Consider the following 15748-nt stretch of genomic DNA (forward strand, 5'->3'; position numbering starts at 1 on the left):
GCTGACACTGCACTCTGCAATCCATATGAATTTGATAGGGAAGGAACACTACATGGCTCTTACTAAAGACCAACTGATCGCCGACATCGCTGAAGCTATCGACGCGCCGAAAACCACCGCGCGTAACGCTCTGGACCAACTGGGCCAAATCGTTGCCGATCAGCTGGAAAACGGCGGCGAAATCACCTTGCCAGGTATCGGCAAGCTGAAAGTGACCGAGCGTCCTGCCCGCACTGGCCGTAACCCTTCGACTGGCGCTGCCATCGAAATCCCTGCAAAGAAAGTGATCAAGCTGGTTGTGGCCAAAGGCCTGACCGACGCTGTGAACAAGTAAGACGCAGCGATAAAAAAACCGTGCTCCGGAGCGATCCGGGCACGGTTTTTTTGTGTCTGCGATTTGGCTGTACACCCTGAACCTTTGTAGGAGCGAGCAGGCTCACTCCTACAGGGGATCTGCTGTGTGTTAGCGAACCCAGCGCTCGCGACGCCAGATCTGCTGCTCGGACTTGGTCTGGAAGGTCCAGGCGACGAAGCGGCTTTGTTTCTGTCCCTGAGACATCTCAACCACCTGACTTTCCAGCACGCCGGCCTTTTTCAGCGCGATCTCAATGGCGGGCAGGTTCGAGGCTTTCGACACCAGCGTGCTGAACCACAGCACCTTGTGCTGGAAGTTCGCGCTCTCGGCGATCAGTTGCGTCACGAAACGTGCTTCGCCACCTTCACACCACAGCTCGGCCGACTGGCCACCGAAGTTCAGCACCGGCAGTTTGCGTTTCGGGTCGGCGCGGCCCAGCGCGCGCCATTTGCGCTCGCTGCCCTTGGTCGCTTCATCCATCGAGGCGTGGAACGGCGGGTTGCACATGGTCAGGTCAAAGCGTTCACCCGGCTCCAGCAGACCAATCAGGATGTGCTTGCGATTTTCTTGCTGGCGCAGCTGTATAACTTTGCTCAGATCGTTGGATTGAACGATGGCTCTGGCGGCAGCCACGGCGGTCGGGTCGATCTCCGAGCCGAGGAAGTGCCAGCGGTATTCGCTGTTGCCGATCAGCGGATAAACGCAGTTGGCGCCCATGCCGATGTCCAGCACGTTGACGATCGCGCCGCGCGGAACCTTGCCGTCGTTCATGCTGGCCAGCAGATCCGCGAGAAAGTGCACGTAATCGGCACGGCCCGGTACCGGCGGGCAGAGGTAGTCCGCCGGAATATCCCAATGTTGGATGCCATAGAACGCCTTGAGCAGCGCCCGGTTGAACACGCGCACCGCATCGGGGCTCGCGAAGTCGATGCTTTCCTTGCCGTACGGGTTGGTGATCACAAACTTCGCCAGTTCCGGCGTGGTTTTGATCAGCGCCGGGAAGTCGTAGCGACCCTGATGGCGATTGCGCGGGTGCAGGCTGGCCTTTTCACGCGGCTCAACGGCTTTGGCCGGGGTCGCGGAGTCAGGCTTCTTGCGCGCAGGTTTGGGTGTGCGGGGGGCGTTCATGGGCGTGGTCGATTCGGGTATGGCTGAAAGTGGCGGGTATTGTCCCACATTGGCGACGTATACGCCGGATGGTGTTTCAGGCACAAAAAAGGGAAGCCGTTGCGGGCCTCCCTTTTTCATTGCGGCTTGCCCTTACAGGCTGGAAATCCGCGCGTGCTGCTCGGCCAGTTTGCCCAGGGCCTGTTCAGCCTCGGCCAGTTTGGCGCGTTCCTTCTCGATGACTTCGGCCGGGGCCTTGTCAACGAAACCGGCATTGGACAGCTTGCCGCCAACACGCTGGACTTCACCCTGCAGACGCAGAATTTCCTTGTCCAGACGCGCCAGTTCGGCGCCCTTGTCGATCAGGCCGGCCATCGGCACCAGCACTTCCATCTCGCCAACCAGCGCGGTGGCGGACAGCGGTGCTTCTTCGCCAGCAGCCAGAACGGTGATCGATTCCAGACGCGCCAGCTTCTTCAGCAGTGCTTCGTTCTCGGTCAGGCGACGCTGGTCTTCAGCGCTGACGTTCTTCAGGTAGATCGGCAGGGGCTTGCCTGGGCCAATGTTCATTTCGCCACGGATGTTACGCGTGCCGAGCATCAGCTCTTTGAGCCATTCGATGTCGTCTTCGGCGGCCGGATCGATGCGCTCTTCGTTGGCCACCGGCCAAGGTTGCAGCATGATCGTCTTGCCCTGAGTGCCGGCCAGCGGCGCGATGCGCTGCCAGATTTCTTCAGTGATGAACGGCATGAACGGATGCGCCAGGCGCAGCGCCACTTCCAGTACGCGAACCAGCGTGCGGCGGGTGCCACGCTGACGCTCAACCGGGGCGTTTTCGTCCCACAGCACAGGCTTGGACAGCTCCAGGTACCAGTCGCAGTACTGGTTCCAGATGAACTCGTACAGCGCTTGCGCGGCGAGGTCGAAACGGAACTGATCCAGTTGACGGGTCACTTCGGCTTCGGTGCGTTGCAGCTGCGAGATGATCCAGCGATCCGCCAGCGACAGCTCGTAGGCTTCGCCGTTCTGGCCGCAGTCTTCGCCCTTGTCCAGAACATAACGCGCAGCGTTCCAGATCTTGTTGCAGAAGTTGCGATAGCCTTCGACGCGGCCCATGTCGAACTTGATGTCGCGACCGGTGGACGCCAGCGAGCAGAAAGTGAAGCGCAGGGCGTCGGTGCCGTAACTGGCGATGCCCTCGGCGAACTCGTCGCGGGTCTGCTTCTCGATTTTCTTCGCCAGTTTCGGCTGCATCATGCCGGAGGTGCGTTTTTGCACCAGTTCTTCCAGCTCGATGCCGTCGATGATGTCCAGCGGGTCAAGGACGTTGCCCTTGGACTTGGACATCTTCTGGCCCTGGCCATCACGTACCAGACCGTGCACATAAACAGTCTTGAACGGAACCTGCGGCGTGCCGTCCTCGTTCTTGATCAGGTGCATCGTCAGCATGATCATCCGGGCAACCCAGAAGAAGATGATGTCGAAACCGGTCACCAGCACGTCGGTGGAGTGGAATTTCTTCAGGAACTCGGTTTGCTCAGGCCAGCCGAGGGTGGAGAACGTCCACAGACCGGAACTGAACCAGGTGTCGAGTACGTCGTTGTCCTGTTGCAGTGCAACGTCCGGGCCGAGGTTGTGCTTGGCACGTACTTCGGCTTCATCACGGCCGACATAGACCTTGCCCGACTCGTCGTACCAGGCCGGAATCCGGTGGCCCCACCAGAGTTGACGGCTGATGCACCAATCCTGGATGTCGCGCATCCACGAGAAGTACATGTTTTCGTACTGTTTCGGCACGAACTGGATGCGGCCATCTTCAACGGCAGCAATCGCAGGTTCAGCCAACGGCTTGGTGGAGACGTACCACTGGTCGGTCAGCCATGGCTCGATGATGGTGCCGGAGCGATCGCCTTTCGGCACTTTCAGGTTGTGATCGTCAACGCTGACCAGCAGGCCGGCAGCGTCGAACGCAGCGACGATCTGCTTGCGCGCTTCGAAGCGCTCAAGGCCGGCGTACTCGGCCGGGATCTTGCCGTCGATGCTGTCGTTCAGCGTGCCGTCGAGGTTGAACACCTGAGCGGCAGGCAGCACGTTGGCGTTCTTGTCGAAGATGTTCAGCAGCGGCAGGTTGTGGCGCTTGCCGACTTCGTAGTCGTTGAAATCGTGGGCCGGGGTGATTTTCACGCAACCGGTGCCGAATTCAGGATCGCAGTAATCGTCGGCGATGATCGGGATGCGACGGCCAACCAGTGGCAGTTCGACAAACTTGCCGATCAGGGCTTTGTAGCGCTCGTCGTTCGGGTTTACCGCGACGGCGGAGTCGCCGAGCATGGTTTCCGGACGGGTGGTCGCGACGATCAGGAAATCGTTGCCTTCTGCGGTTTTCGCGCCGTCAGCCAGCGGGTACTTCAGGTTCCACAGGAAACCCTTCTCGTCGTGGTTTTCCACTTCGAGGTCGGAAATCGCCGTGTGCAGCTTGGTGTCCCAGTTGACCAGACGCTTGCCGCGATAGATCAGGCCGTCCTCGTGCAGACGCACGAAGGCTTCTTTAACGGCTTCCGAGAGGCCGTCGTCCATGGTGAAGCGCTCGCGGCTCCAGTCTACGGACGAGCCGAGGCGGCGGATCTGACGGCTGATGTTGCCACCGGACTGATCCTTCCATTCCCAGACTTTTTCGAGGAATTTTTCGCGGCCCAGATCGTGACGGTTCTGGCCCTGGGCTTCAAGTTGACGCTCCACCAGCATCTGCGTAGCGATACCGGCGTGGTCGGTGCCCGGCTGCCACAGTGTGTTACGACCCTGCATGCGGCGGAAACGGATCAGGGCGTCCATGATCGCGTTGTTGAAACCGTGACCCATGTGCAGGCTGCCGGTGACGTTCGGCGGCGGGATCATGATGGTGTAGGAATCGCCCGCGCCTTGCGGTGCGAAATAGTTCTCGGACTCCCAGGTGTTGTACCAGGAAGTTTCAATGGCGTGCGGCTGGTAGGTCTTATCCATGCGCGGCGGGACCCTATTGGCATTTATTCAGGAAAAGCCGGGAAGTATAGCGGGGCATGGGGCCGAGGGCGAGCGGGGGAGGGGCGGGTGGACGCAAGCTTTCTGTAGGAGCTGCCGAAGGCTGCGATCTTTTGACTTTGTTTTTTAAGGTCAAGATCAAAAGATCGCAGCCTGCGGCAGCTCCTGCAGGGGGTCGTGGGGTTATTCGTACTGGCTGAGCAGCCGTTCCATCCGCGCATCGAGGCGGCGTTTGATTTCGGTTTCGATGTGTGGCGCGAAGTCGTCGATCACGTCTTGCATGATCAATTGCGCGGCGGCGCGCAGTTCGCTGTCCAGGTGCAGCAGGGCGTCCGGGCCTTTATCGACGGGCGCAGCAGGTTGCGCGGCAGGCGTCGGGGGTGGAGCCGGTGGCGGCTCGACGGCAGGCGCCTCGGCGCCGACCGAATCGAACAACATCGGAATCTGTTCCTGTTCACCGTCATCGACCGTGTCGGTCAGCAGTGGCGGTTGCAGGTTGTCATCGCCGAGCAACTGGCGGATCGATTCGAGATCGTCCAGCAGGTGTGCGGACTTTTGCTGCGGTTTCGGAGTGTCCATTGGAGTGCTCAGAGTCGCTGTAAACGGTGATCTTGCAGAGGATAGCCCTGTTCGCGGTAGAAACGGAAACTCTCCCGCGCAGCCGCGCGAATGGTCGGATCTTCCACCACCACTTCCGCCACGCGGGCGAATTTGTTGGCGAAGGCCGGGACTTTCAGGTCGAGATTGACCAGTAAATCCTGATGCTGACCGCAGTCATCGCCCACCCCCAACACAATCAACCCCTCGGGTTCACTGTCGGCGGGGCCGTGGGGCACGAAGCTTTCGCCCTTGAACGCCCACAGTCGAGCATCGAGATCTTCGCGCTGAGCGGCATCGCTGCAATGCAGGTAGATGCGGTGGCCCATGCGCCAGGCTTTCTCGGTGAGCTTGCAGGCAAAGTCCAGGCGTGCCGAGGGATCGGCGCTGGGCAGGATATAGAAGTCGACTTTGGTCATTGCGGTTCCTGAGCTGAAAGCGGCGCCTCAAAAAAGAAGCGCCGCCCGCAGTCATCGGTTTCAGGCTTTGGCGCGATCCAGCAGGTACTGGGTCAGCAGTGGCACCGGACGGCCAGTGGCGCCCTTGTCCTTGCCGCCGCTGGTCCACGCGGTGCCCGCGATGTCCAGGTGCGCCCAGTTGAGGTTCTTGGTGAAGCGCGACAGGAAGCATGCGGCGGTGATGGTGCCGGCCTTCGGCCCGCCAATGTTGGCGATATCGGCGAACGGGCTGTCCAGCTGTTCCTGGTACTCATCGAACAGCGGCAGTTGCCAGGCGCGGTCATCAGCAGCCTTGCCGGCGCTGAGCAGTTGGCCGATCAGTTCGTCGTTGTTACCCAGCAGGCCCGAGGTGTGGGCGCCCAGTGCTACGACGCAAGCGCCGGTCAGGGTGGCGATATCGATCACCGCTTGTGGCTTGAAACGCTCGGAGTAGGTCAGGGCATCGCACAGCACCAGACGGCCTTCGGCGTCGGTGTTGAGGATTTCCACGGTCTGGCCACTCATGGTGGTGACGATGTCGCCCGGACGGGTCGCATTGCCGCTCGGCATGTTTTCGGCGCAGGCGAGGATGCACACCAGATTGATCGGCAGCTTCAGTTCGAGGACCGCACGCAGGGTGCCGAACACACTGGCAGCGCCGCCCATGTCGTACTTCATTTCGTCCATGCCGGCGCCCGGCTTCAGGCTGATGCCGCCGGTGTCGAAGGTGATGCCTTTGCCAACCAGTGCGTATGGCTTCTCGGATTTCTTGCCACCGTTGTATTGCATGACGATCAGGCGCGGCGGTTGTTCGCTGCCCTGGCCAACGGCGTAGAAGGAGCCCATGCCCAGCGACTTGATCTTCTTCTCGTCGAGCACTTCGACTTTCAGATCCTTGAACTCTTTGCCGAGGTTCTTGGCTTGTTCGCCAAGGAAAGTCGGGTGGCAGATGTTCGGCGGCAGGTTGCCCAGATCACGGGTGAAGGCCATGCCATTGGCAATCGCGGTAGCGTGACTCACGGCGCGCTGAACTTCGGCTTGTGCAGCCTTGATGGTCAGCAGGGTGATTTTCTTCAGGGCGCGCGGTTCGGCCTTCTGGCTCTTGAACTGGTCGAAGGTGTATTCGCCGTCCACCAGGGTTTCCGCCAGCAGGCGGGTCTTGCCGTAACTGTCGCGGCCCTTGACGATGACTTCATCCAGTGCCAGCACGGCATCGCTGCCGCCCAGGCCTTTGAGGGTGTTGAGGATGCCGGCAACGATTTTGCGGAACGGACGGTCGCCCAGTTCCTCGTCCTTGCCTACGCCGACCAGCAGCACGCGCTCGGCTTTGAGGTTTGGCAGGCTGTGCAGCATCAGGCTTTGACCAACCTTGCCGGCCAGATCGCCACGCTTGAGTACGGCGCTGATCGCGCCACCGCTCAGCTCGTCGACCTGTTTGGCGGCGACACCGAGTTTGCGGCCTTCGCCGACGGCAACCACCAGGGTGGCGGTTTTCAACGTTTCTGGGCTAACGCTTTTTACAACCAGTTCCATGTCCGGATCCCTGAATGAATGGTCAACACGCAGGCGTTCGACGGTGTCCGCAGTCGCCTGCTTATAGATAGAAGAGGCGCAGGCCAAAGCCTGCGACAAGGGCCGCAGTTTGAACCTCGCTCCCCGCGCCTGACAACCCTCGGTTGTACGATCTTCAACGGATTGCGTGCGAGGATGAGTGTGCGCAGTGACAGGCGCCCCCAATCACAGGATAATGCCGCATCTTTTTTCGACGGCTCTGCGTTGCGGGCCGGTCGATGTGTTTGCTTGTTTGGCCGCCTTAGCCTGACAACCCTGGAGTGTCTGGTTTGATCGTCTTCCGTTATCTGTCCCGCGAAGTCCTGTTGACCCTCAGCGCCGTGAGTGCGGTGTTGCTGGTCATCATCATGAGCGGTCGCTTCATCAAATACCTCGCTCAGGCCGCTGCCGGCCAGCTCGATCCGGGTTCGTTGTTCCTGATCATGGGCTTTCGTCTGCCGGGCTTCCTGCAACTGATTCTGCCGCTGGGTCTGTTCCTCGGGATCCTGCTGGCCTACGGTCGCCTGTACCTGGAAAGCGAAATGACCGTGCTCTCGGCCACCGGCATGAGTCAGCAGAAGCTGTTTCGCATGACCCTGTTTCCGGCAACGCTGGTGGCACTGGTCGTGGCATGGCTGAGCCTGGGCCTGGCCCCGCAGGGTGCCAATCAGTTCCAGTTGCTGCTGAACAAGCAAGACGCCCTGACCGAGTTCGATACCCTCGAACCGGGTCGCTTCCAGGCCCTGCGTGACGGCACCCGAGTGACCTACACCGAAACGTTGAGCGACGATCGCGTCAACCTGGGCGGCGTGTTCATCTCGCAGAAGAACCTCGGCGCCGATCAGAAGGATCGCGGGATTTCCGTGCTTGTGGCCGAAAAGGGCCGTCAGGAAGTCCGCCCCGACGGCAATCGCTACCTGATTCTCGACAATGGTTATCGCTATGACGGCAGTCCGGGTCAGGCGGATTACCGCGCCATTCACTACGAAAACTATGGTGTGCTGCTGCCCAAACCGGACGTCAGCGAAGAAGTCACCGATCGTGACGCCATGCCGACTTCGTCTCTGCTGGGCAGTGACGACATCCGCTCCAAAACCGAACTGCAATGGCGTCTGTCCCTGCCGTTGCTGGTGTTTATCGTGACCCTGATGGCGGTACCGCTGTCGCGAGTCAACCCGCGTCAAGGGCGTTTCCTCAAGCTGCTGCCGGCGATTCTTCTTTATATGGCTTACCTGACCATCCTGATTGCCGCCCGCGGCGCCCTTGAAAAAGGCAAGATTCCACCGGCGCTCGGCTTGTGGTGGGTGCATGCGATCTTCCTGGTCATCGGCCTCGGCCTGCTGTATTGGGAGCCGCTGCGTCTGAAGATGGCCAGCCGTCGCGCTGCTGCGCTGGAGGTGGCCCGTGGTTAAACTCGACCGCTACATCGGCAGCAGCGTGTTCATGGCTATCATTGCCGTGCTGGCAATCATTCTCGGTCTGGCGACCCTGTTCGCCTTTATCGATGAGATGGGTGACGTCAGCGAAACCTACACATTGGTAGACGTGCTGAGTTTCGTCCTGCTGACCGCGCCGCGCCGGCTCTATGAAATGTTGCCGATGGCCGCGTTGATTGGCTGCCTGATCGGCCTCGGCAGTCTGGCCAGCAGCAGCGAACTGACCGTCATGCGTGCCGCTGGCGTGTCGATCGGCCGGATCGTTTGGGCGGTGATGAAGCCGATGCTGGTGCTGATGCTCGCAGGCGTGTTGATTGGCGAATACGTCGCCCCGGCCACCGAAAGCATGGCCCAGGCCAATCGCTCTCTGGCTCAGGGCAGCGGCGACGCGCAAAGCGCCAAGCACGGTATGTGGCACCGTCAGGGTGAAGAATTCATCCACATCAACGCCGTGCAACCCAACGGCCTGTTGTATGGCGTGACTCGCTATCACTTCGACAAGGAACGCCACCTGCTGAGCTCCAGCTTCGCCAAGAAGGCCGAGTTCGATGGCACTCAATGGCAGCTCACCGACGTGGCCACCACCTTGTTCCATGAGCGCAGCACCGAAGTCGTTAACACGCCGAGCGAGCGCTGGGACGTGGCCTTGAGCCCGCAACTGCTGAGCACTGTGGTGATGGCCCCGGAATCACTGTCGATCAGCGGACTTTGGGGCTACATCCACTATCTGTCGGAGCAGGGCCTGAGCAACGGCCGTTACTGGCTGGCATTTTGGGTCAAGGTGTTGCAGCCGTTGGTGACAGCCGCGCTGGTGTTGATGGCGATTTCCTTCATCTTCGGCCCGCTGCGTTCGGTAACCCTCGGCCAGCGTGTGTTCACCGGTGTGCTGGTCGGCTTCACCTTCCGCATCGTCCAGGATTTGCTCGGTCCGTCGAGCCTGGTGTTCGGTTTCTCGCCGCTGTTTGCGGTGCTGGTGCCGGCCGGTGTCTGCGCGCTGGCAGGTGTCTGGCTGCTTAGACGAGCCGGTTGATGAACAAGCTTTCATCCTCTGCTTAGCCCCGGAAACGCCTCGATCAACCGATCGGGGCGTTTTTGCATGCAATCCGGGTGACAGGCGAACGTGACGCTTGCGCCGTGTATCAGGTACAATTCCCGGCTATTTTTCGGCGGGCCATGCCTGCAGCCTTTTTGAGTGTTGATCCGTGAGTGATTTGAGTCATATCCGCAATTTCTCCATCATCGCCCACATTGACCATGGCAAGTCGACGCTGGCCGATCGCTTCATCCAGATGTGCGGCGGCCTGGCCGAGCGTGAAATGGAAGCCCAGGTACTGGATTCCATGGATCTTGAGCGTGAGCGCGGGATCACCATCAAGGCCCACAGCGTTACCCTTTATTACAAAGCCAAAGATGGCGTCACCTACCAGCTGAACTTCATTGACACCCCGGGCCACGTAGACTTCACCTATGAAGTCAGCCGTTCCCTGGCCGCGTGTGAAGGTGCCTTGCTGGTGGTCGATGCCGGTCAGGGCGTCGAAGCCCAGTCCGTGGCCAACTGCTACACCGCGATTGAGCAGGGCCTTGAGGTCATGCCGGTCCTGAACAAGATCGACCTGCCACAGGCTGATCCTGATCGCGTCAAAGACGAAATCGAAAAGATCATTGGCATTGACGCCACTGACGCCGTCACCTGCAGTGCCAAGACCGGCCTGGGTGTCGACGAAGTGCTTGAGCGTCTGGTGCACACCATTCCTGCGCCAACCGGCAACATCGAAGATCCGCTGCAAGCGTTGATCATCGATTCCTGGTTCGACAACTACCTGGGCGTTGTCTCCCTGGTGCGCGTGCGTCACGGCCGCGTGAAGAAGGGTGACAAGATCCTGGTGAAATCCACCGGCAAGATCCATCTGGTCGACAGCGTCGGTGTTTTCAATCCGAAACACACCGCCACCGTAGACCTCAAGGCCGGCGAAGTGGGCTTCATCATCGCCAGCATCAAGGACATTCACGGTGCGCCGGTCGGTGACACCCTGACCCTGAGCTCGACCCCGGATGTTCCGGTACTGCCGGGTTTCAAACGCATCCAGCCACAGGTTTACGCCGGTCTGTTCCCGGTCAGCTCCGACGACTTCGAAGATTTCCGCGAAGCGCTGCAGAAGCTGACACTGAACGACTCGTCGCTGCAGTACACCCCGGAAAGTTCCGACGCCTTGGGCTTCGGCTTCCGTTGCGGCTTCCTCGGCATGCTGCACATGGAAATCATCCAGGAGCGCCTCGAGCGCGAGTACGATCTGGACCTGATCACCACGGCGCCGACGGTAATCTTCGAACTGGTGCTGAAAACCGGTGAAACGATTTACGTCGATAACCCGTCCAAGCTTCCGGATGTCTCGGCCGTCGAAGACATGCGCGAGCCGATCGTGCGCGCCAATATCCTGGTGCCGCAAGAACACTTGGGCAACGTCATCACCCTGTGCATCGAGAAACGCGGCGTTCAAGTCGACATGCTGTTCCTCGGCAATCAGGTGCAAGTCACTTACGACTTGCCGATGAACGAAGTGGTTCTGGACTTCTTCGACCGTCTCAAATCCACCAGCCGCGGCTATGCTTCGCTGGATTACCATTTCGATCGTTACCAATCGGCTAATCTGGTGAAACTGGACGTGCTGATCAACGGCGACAAGGTCGATGCCCTGGCGTTGATCGTGCACCGTGACAACTCGCACTTCAAAGGTCGCCAGTTGACCGAGAAGATGAAAGAACTGATTCCTCGTCAGATGTTCGACGTGGCCATCCAGGCCGCCATTGGCGGTCAGATTGTCGCCCGGACAACCGTCAAGGCTCTCAGAAAGAACGTATTGGCCAAATGCTACGGTGGTGACGTCAGCCGTAAGAAGAAACTGCTCGAGAAGCAAAAGGCCGGTAAGAAACGCATGAAGCAGGTCGGCAACGTGGAAATTCCACAAGAAGCCTTCCTTGCAGTGCTCAGGTTGGATAGTTAGGTCCTATGTCGCTAAATTTCCCGCTGTTGCTGGTCATCGCCGTGTTCGTCTGCGGCCTGTTGGCGTTGCTCGATCTGCTGATTCTGGCGCCCCGCCGGCGTGCTGCCATTGCCTCTTATCAAGGCAGTGTCAGCCAGCCCGACGTCGTGGTGGTCGAGAAGCTGAACAAAGAGCCGCTGCTGGTCGAATACGGCAAGTCGTTCTTCCCGGTGTTGTTCATCGTGCTGGTGCTGCGTTCGTTCCTGGTGGAGCCGTTCCAGATTCCGTCCGGCTCGATGAAACCGACCCTGGACGTCGGCGACTTCATTCTGGTGAACAAGTTTTCTTACGGGATCCGCTTGCCGGTGATCGACAAGAAAATCATCGAAGTCGGTGATCCGCAGCGCGGCGATGTGATGGTGTTCCGCTACCCGAGCGACCCGAACGTCAACTACATCAAGCGTGTGGTCGGTCTGCCGGGCGACACGGTGCGTTACACCGCTGACAAGCGTCTGTTCGTCAACGGTGAGTCGATTGCCGAGCAAATGGTCGGTTCCGAGCCGGGCACGCTGGGCAGCGCAGAGCTCTACAAGGAAAAACTCGGCGCTGCCGAACACCTGATCCGCAAGGAAATGAGCCGTTACCGCGCCACGCCGGACCATACCTGGACCGTGCCAGCCGGGCACTTCTTCATGATGGGCGACAACCGCGACAACTCGAACGACAGTCGCTACTGGGATGATCCGAACATTCCCAAGGATCTGCTGGGCATGGTTCCCGACCGGAATATCGTCGGCAAGGCCTTCGCGGTCTGGATGAGCTGGCCGGAACCGAAACTCAGCCACCTGCCGAATTTCTCGCGGGTTGGCCTGATCAAGTAATCACCACGGCGCTGTTGAACACAGCGCCGAATGCATTTCTGGAGTCGCTACAATCGACACCAGGGCATGAAGCCACGATATTCAGGACGTAATTTTTGAACACAGCGTTAATTGTCCCAGGCCTGCGCCGTATCCCGGCGATGGCGGTGGAATCCAGCTTTGATCTCAGCGTGGGTAAACCGTGAGCGCCTCTTTAAGCCGTCTCGAGCGTCAGCTCGGTTACACCTTCAAGGATCAGGAACTCATGGTCCTGGCCCTCACGCACCGCAGTTTTGCCGGGCGCAACAACGAACGCCTGGAATTTCTCGGCGATGCCATCCTCAACTTCGTCGCTGGCGAGGCGTTGTTCGATCGCTTCCCGCTGGCTCGCGAAGGCCAGTTGTCGCGTTTGCGCGCACGCCTGGTGAAAGGTGAGACCCTGGCCGTACTGGCGCGTGGTTTCGACCTGGGTGATTACCTGCGTCTGGGTTCCGGTGAACTGAAAAGCGGCGGTTTCCGTCGCGAGTCGATTCTGGCCGATGCCCTTGAGGCGTTGATCGGTGCGATCTACCTCGACGCCGGCATGGACATGGCCCGCGAGCGCGTCCTGGCCTGGCTGGCCGGCGAGTTCGAAGGCCTGACGCTGGTGGACACCAACAAGGATCCCAAGACCCGTCTGCAGGAACATCTGCAATCGCGCGGTTGCGAGCTGCCTCGTTACGAGGTGGTAGATATCCAGGGCGAGCCGCACTGCCGAACCTTCTTCGTCGAGTGCGAAGTTGTCTTACTGAATGAAAAAAGCCGAGGTCAGGGTGTGAGTCGTCGTATTGCCGAACAGGTAGCGGCCGCCGCAGCACTGATTGCCCTGGGCGTGGAGAATGGCAATGACTGATACAAACGCAACTCGCTGTGGCTACGTTGCCATCGTCGGCCGTCCCAACGTGGGCAAGTCCACGCTGCTGAACCATATCCTCGGTCAGAAACTGGCGATCACCTCGCGCAAGCCGCAGACCACCCGTCACAACATGCTCGGGATCAAGACCGAGGGTGACGTACAGGCGATCTACGTCGACACCCCCGGCATGCACAAGGGTGGCGAAAAGGCTCTCAACCGTTACATGAACAAGACCGCTTCGGCGGCGTTGAAAGACGTCGACGTCGTGATCTTCGTGGTCGATCGCACCAAGTGGACCGAAGAAGACCAGATGGTGCTGGAGCGCGTGCAGTACGTGACCGGCCCGCTGATCGTCGCACTGAACAAGACCGACCGCATCGAAGACAAAGCTGAACTGATGCCGCACCTGAGCTGGTTGCAGGAACAGCTGCCGAACGCGCAGATCATCCCTATCTCCGCGCAGCACGGGCACAACCTTGAGGCGCTGGAAAAGGTGATTGCCAATCACCTGCCGGAAAACGATCACTTCTTCCCGGAAGACCAGATCACCGACCGCAGCAGCCGTTTCCTCGCCGCTGAACTGGTGCGCGAAAAAATCATGCGCCAGATGGGCGCCGAGCTGCCGTACCAGATCACCGTCGAGATCGAAGAGTTCAAGCAGCAGGGCAAAACCCTGCATATCCATGCGCTGATTCTCGTCGAACGTGATGGCCAGAAGAAGATCATCATTGGCGACAAGGGCGAGCGCATCAAACGCATCGGCACCGAAGCGCGCAAGGACATGGAGCTGCTGTTCGACTCCAAGATCATGCTCAACCTGTGGGTCAAGGTGAAGGGCGGTTGGTCCGACGACGAGCGTGCGCTGCGTTCGCTGGGTTACGGCGACCTGTAAGCGGCTCAAAAGATCAAAAGATCGCAGCCTTCGGCAGCTCCTACAGTGGATTGTGTAAACCTGTAGGAGCTGCCGAAGGCTGCGATCTTTTTTGCAATCTCCGACCGAGAAAAAGCGCTCATGTCGCAAAGCCCACCTCCCGCCCAACCCGCCTACGTCCTGCACTCTCGCGCCTACCGCGAAACCAGCGCGTTGGTCGACTTCCTCACGCCGCAAGGTCGGCTGCGGGCGGTGTTGCGCAGTGCGCGGGGCAAGGCCGGAACGTTGGCGCGACCATTCGTGCCGCTGGAAGTCGAGTTTCGCGGCAAGGGTGAGTTGAAGAATGTCGGGCGCATGGAAAGTGCCGGTAACGCGACGTGGATGGTCGGCGAGGCGTTGTTCAGCGGTCTGTACCTCAATGAGCTGTTGATCCGTTTGCTGCCCGCCGAAGATCCGCATCCGGCGGTGTTCGATCACTACGCCGCGACCTTGCTGGCCCTGGCCGAAGGTCGGCCGCTGGAGCCCTTGTTGCGCTCCTTCGAATGGCGCCTGCTGGATGATCTCGGTTATGGCTTCTCCATGAACACTGACATCCACGGCGAGCCTGTCGCCCCGGACGGTCTCTATCGTCTGCAAGTGGACGCTGGCCTTGAGCGCGTTTACCTGCTGCAACCTGGCCTGTTCAACGGTGTTGAATTGTTGGCCATGGCCGAAGCTGACTGGTCAGCCCCCGGCGCACTCTCAGCCGCCAAACGTCTGATGCGTCAAGCATTGGCTGTTCACTTGGGCGGTCGTCCGCTTGTCAGTCGCGAACTGTTTCGCAAGCCCTGATCACCCCGTATGCTGTGCGCCGAATCTCTAAATTCAGGAGCGCATCCGTGACCACCAGCAATCGCATTCTTCTTGGCGTGAACATCGACCACGTCGCCACCCTGCGTCAGGCCCGTGGCACGCGCTACCCGGATCCGGTCAAGGCGGCGCTGGACGCGGAAGAGGCGGGCGCCGACGGCATCACCGTGCACCTGCGCGAGGACCGTCGACACATTCAGGAGCGCGACGTGCTCTTGCTCAAGGATGTGCTGCAAACCCGCATGAACTTCGAAATGGGCGTCACCGAAGAAATGATGGCGTTCGCCGAGCTCATCCGTCCGGCGCACATCTGCCTGGTCCCGGAAACCCGTCAGGAACTGACCACCGAAGGCGGTCTGGATGTCGCGGGGCAGGAAGCGCGGATAAAGGCTGCGGTCGAGCGTCTGTCGAAGATCGGCAGCGAAGTGTCGCTGTTCATCGATGCCGACGAGCGCCAGATTGCTGCCTCGAAGCGTGTTGGTGCGCCGGCCATCGAACTGCACACCGGGCGTTATGCCGACGCCGAGACCCCGACCGAAGTCGCTGAAGAATTGAAGCGTGTGGCGGACGGTGTAGCGTTTGGTCTGGCTCAGGGGCTGATCATCAACGCCGGCCATGGTCTGCATTACCACAACGTCGAAGCCGTCGCGGCGATCAAGGGCATCAACGAACTGAACATCGGTCATGCGCTGGTGGCGCATGCGTTGTTCGTGGGTTTCAAGTCTGCAGTGTCTGAGATGAAGGCGCTGATTCTGGCGGCTGCCTTGAAGGGCTGAAGATCAAAAGATCGC

General features: G+C 59.9%; 14 protein-coding genes. 9 read left to right on the top strand and 5 right to left on the bottom strand.

Annotated features, from left to right (window positions below; translation table 11 throughout):
* The first annotated feature begins 52 nt into the window (after window positions 1–52).
* Window positions 53–334: an HU family DNA-binding protein gene (locus ACA043_RS04910; RefSeq protein WP_003221909.1), complete on the top strand. Its 282-nt coding sequence runs from the start codon at window positions 53–55 to the stop codon at window positions 332–334.
* Window positions 335–463: 129 nt separating this feature from the next.
* Here ACA043_RS04910 and rlmF read toward each other — a convergent pair whose 3' ends face one another.
* The 5 genes from rlmF to ACA043_RS04935 form a co-directional block, all read right to left on the bottom strand.
* Window positions 464–1483 (bottom strand): 23S rRNA (adenine(1618)-N(6))-methyltransferase RlmF, encoded by a 1020-nt coding sequence (rlmF, locus tag ACA043_RS04915; RefSeq protein ID WP_489879176.1) that lies wholly within the window; start codon window positions 1481–1483, stop codon window positions 464–466.
* A 132-nt stretch (window positions 1484–1615) separates the two neighbouring features.
* Window positions 1616–4462, bottom strand: coding sequence for a valine--tRNA ligase (locus tag ACA043_RS04920; protein WP_497658717.1), 2847 nt, complete (start codon window positions 4460–4462; stop codon window positions 1616–1618).
* A gap of 201 nt (window positions 4463–4663) precedes the next feature.
* Window positions 4664–5059: a DNA polymerase III subunit chi gene (locus tag ACA043_RS04925; RefSeq protein ID WP_497658718.1), complete on the bottom strand. Its 396-nt coding sequence runs from the start codon at window positions 5057–5059 to the stop codon at window positions 4664–4666.
* An 8-nt stretch (window positions 5060–5067) separates the two neighbouring features.
* A complete protein-coding gene (locus ACA043_RS04930) occupies window positions 5068–5496 on the bottom strand; it encodes a DNA polymerase III subunit chi (protein ID WP_187680037.1) in 429 nt (142 codons plus the stop codon).
* 60 nt (window positions 5497–5556) lie between these two features.
* Window positions 5557–7047: a leucyl aminopeptidase gene (locus tag ACA043_RS04935; protein WP_497658719.1), complete on the bottom strand. Its 1491-nt coding sequence runs from the start codon at window positions 7045–7047 to the stop codon at window positions 5557–5559.
* 308 nt (window positions 7048–7355) lie between these two features.
* On the opposite strand from ACA043_RS04935, the gene lptF reads away from it, so the two are divergent.
* From lptF to pdxJ, 8 genes are all read left to right on the top strand, one after another.
* Complete coding sequence (gene lptF, locus ACA043_RS04940; RefSeq protein WP_401271857.1) at window positions 7356–8477, top strand: LPS export ABC transporter permease LptF; 1122 nt, start codon at window positions 7356–7358, stop codon at window positions 8475–8477.
* The gene (gene lptG, locus ACA043_RS04945) at window positions 8470–9531 is read left to right on the top strand and encodes an LPS export ABC transporter permease LptG (protein WP_187680034.1); all 1062 of its coding nucleotides are present in this window, start codon (window positions 8470–8472) and stop codon (window positions 9529–9531) included. The genes lptF and lptG overlap by 8 nt, the downstream gene beginning before the upstream one ends.
* Before the next feature lie 172 nt (window positions 9532–9703).
* A complete protein-coding gene (gene lepA / locus ACA043_RS04950) occupies window positions 9704–11503 on the top strand; it encodes a translation elongation factor 4 (RefSeq protein ID WP_187680033.1) in 1800 nt (599 codons plus the stop codon).
* 5 nt (window positions 11504–11508) lie between these two features.
* The gene (gene lepB, locus ACA043_RS04955; protein WP_187680032.1) at window positions 11509–12363 is read left to right on the top strand and encodes a signal peptidase I; all 855 of its coding nucleotides are present in this window, start codon (window positions 11509–11511) and stop codon (window positions 12361–12363) included.
* A gap of 181 nt (window positions 12364–12544) precedes the next feature.
* A complete protein-coding gene (gene rnc / locus ACA043_RS04960) occupies window positions 12545–13234 on the top strand; it encodes a ribonuclease III (protein WP_187680031.1) in 690 nt (229 codons plus the stop codon).
* Window positions 13227–14129: a GTPase Era gene (era, locus tag ACA043_RS04965; RefSeq protein WP_489879172.1), complete on the top strand. Its 903-nt coding sequence runs from the start codon at window positions 13227–13229 to the stop codon at window positions 14127–14129. The genes rnc and era overlap by 8 nt, the downstream gene beginning before the upstream one ends.
* 120 nt (window positions 14130–14249) lie before the next feature.
* Entirely contained in the window at window positions 14250–14939 is a 690-nt protein-coding gene (gene recO / locus ACA043_RS04970) for a DNA repair protein RecO (RefSeq protein ID WP_497658720.1), read from the top strand.
* A 47-nt stretch (window positions 14940–14986) separates the two neighbouring features.
* Entirely contained in the window at window positions 14987–15733 is a 747-nt protein-coding gene (pdxJ, locus tag ACA043_RS04975) for a pyridoxine 5'-phosphate synthase (protein ID WP_489879170.1), read from the top strand.
* Window positions 15734–15748: the final 15 nt, after the last annotated feature.

The sequence above is a fragment of the Pseudomonas sp. LBUM1648 genome (assembly GCF_059716145.1).

Coding starts and splice junctions, on each gene's coding strand:
- ACA043_RS04930 (WP_187680037.1), bottom strand. CDS start 5,496: ATGACCAAAGTCGACTTCTATATCCTGCCCAGCGCCGATCCCTCGGCA.
- ACA043_RS04925 (WP_497658718.1), bottom strand. CDS start 5,059: ATGGACACTCCGAAACCGCAGCAAAAGTCCGCACACCTGCTGGACGAT.
- ACA043_RS04910 (WP_003221909.1), top strand. CDS start 53: ATGGCTCTTACTAAAGACCAACTGATCGCCGACATCGCTGAAGCTATC.
- recO (WP_497658720.1), top strand. CDS start 14,250: ATGTCGCAAAGCCCACCTCCCGCCCAACCCGCCTACGTCCTGCACTCT.
- lepB (WP_187680032.1), top strand. CDS start 11,509: ATGTCGCTAAATTTCCCGCTGTTGCTGGTCATCGCCGTGTTCGTCTGC.
- rlmF (WP_489879176.1), bottom strand. CDS start 1,483: ATGAACGCCCCCCGCACACCCAAACCTGCGCGCAAGAAGCCTGACTCC.
- ACA043_RS04920 (WP_497658717.1), bottom strand. CDS start 4,462: ATGGATAAGACCTACCAGCCGCACGCCATTGAAACTTCCTGGTACAAC.
- ACA043_RS04935 (WP_497658719.1), bottom strand. CDS start 7,047: ATGGAACTGGTTGTAAAAAGCGTTAGCCCAGAAACGTTGAAAACCGCC.
- era (WP_489879172.1), top strand. CDS start 13,227: ATGACTGATACAAACGCAACTCGCTGTGGCTACGTTGCCATCGTCGGC.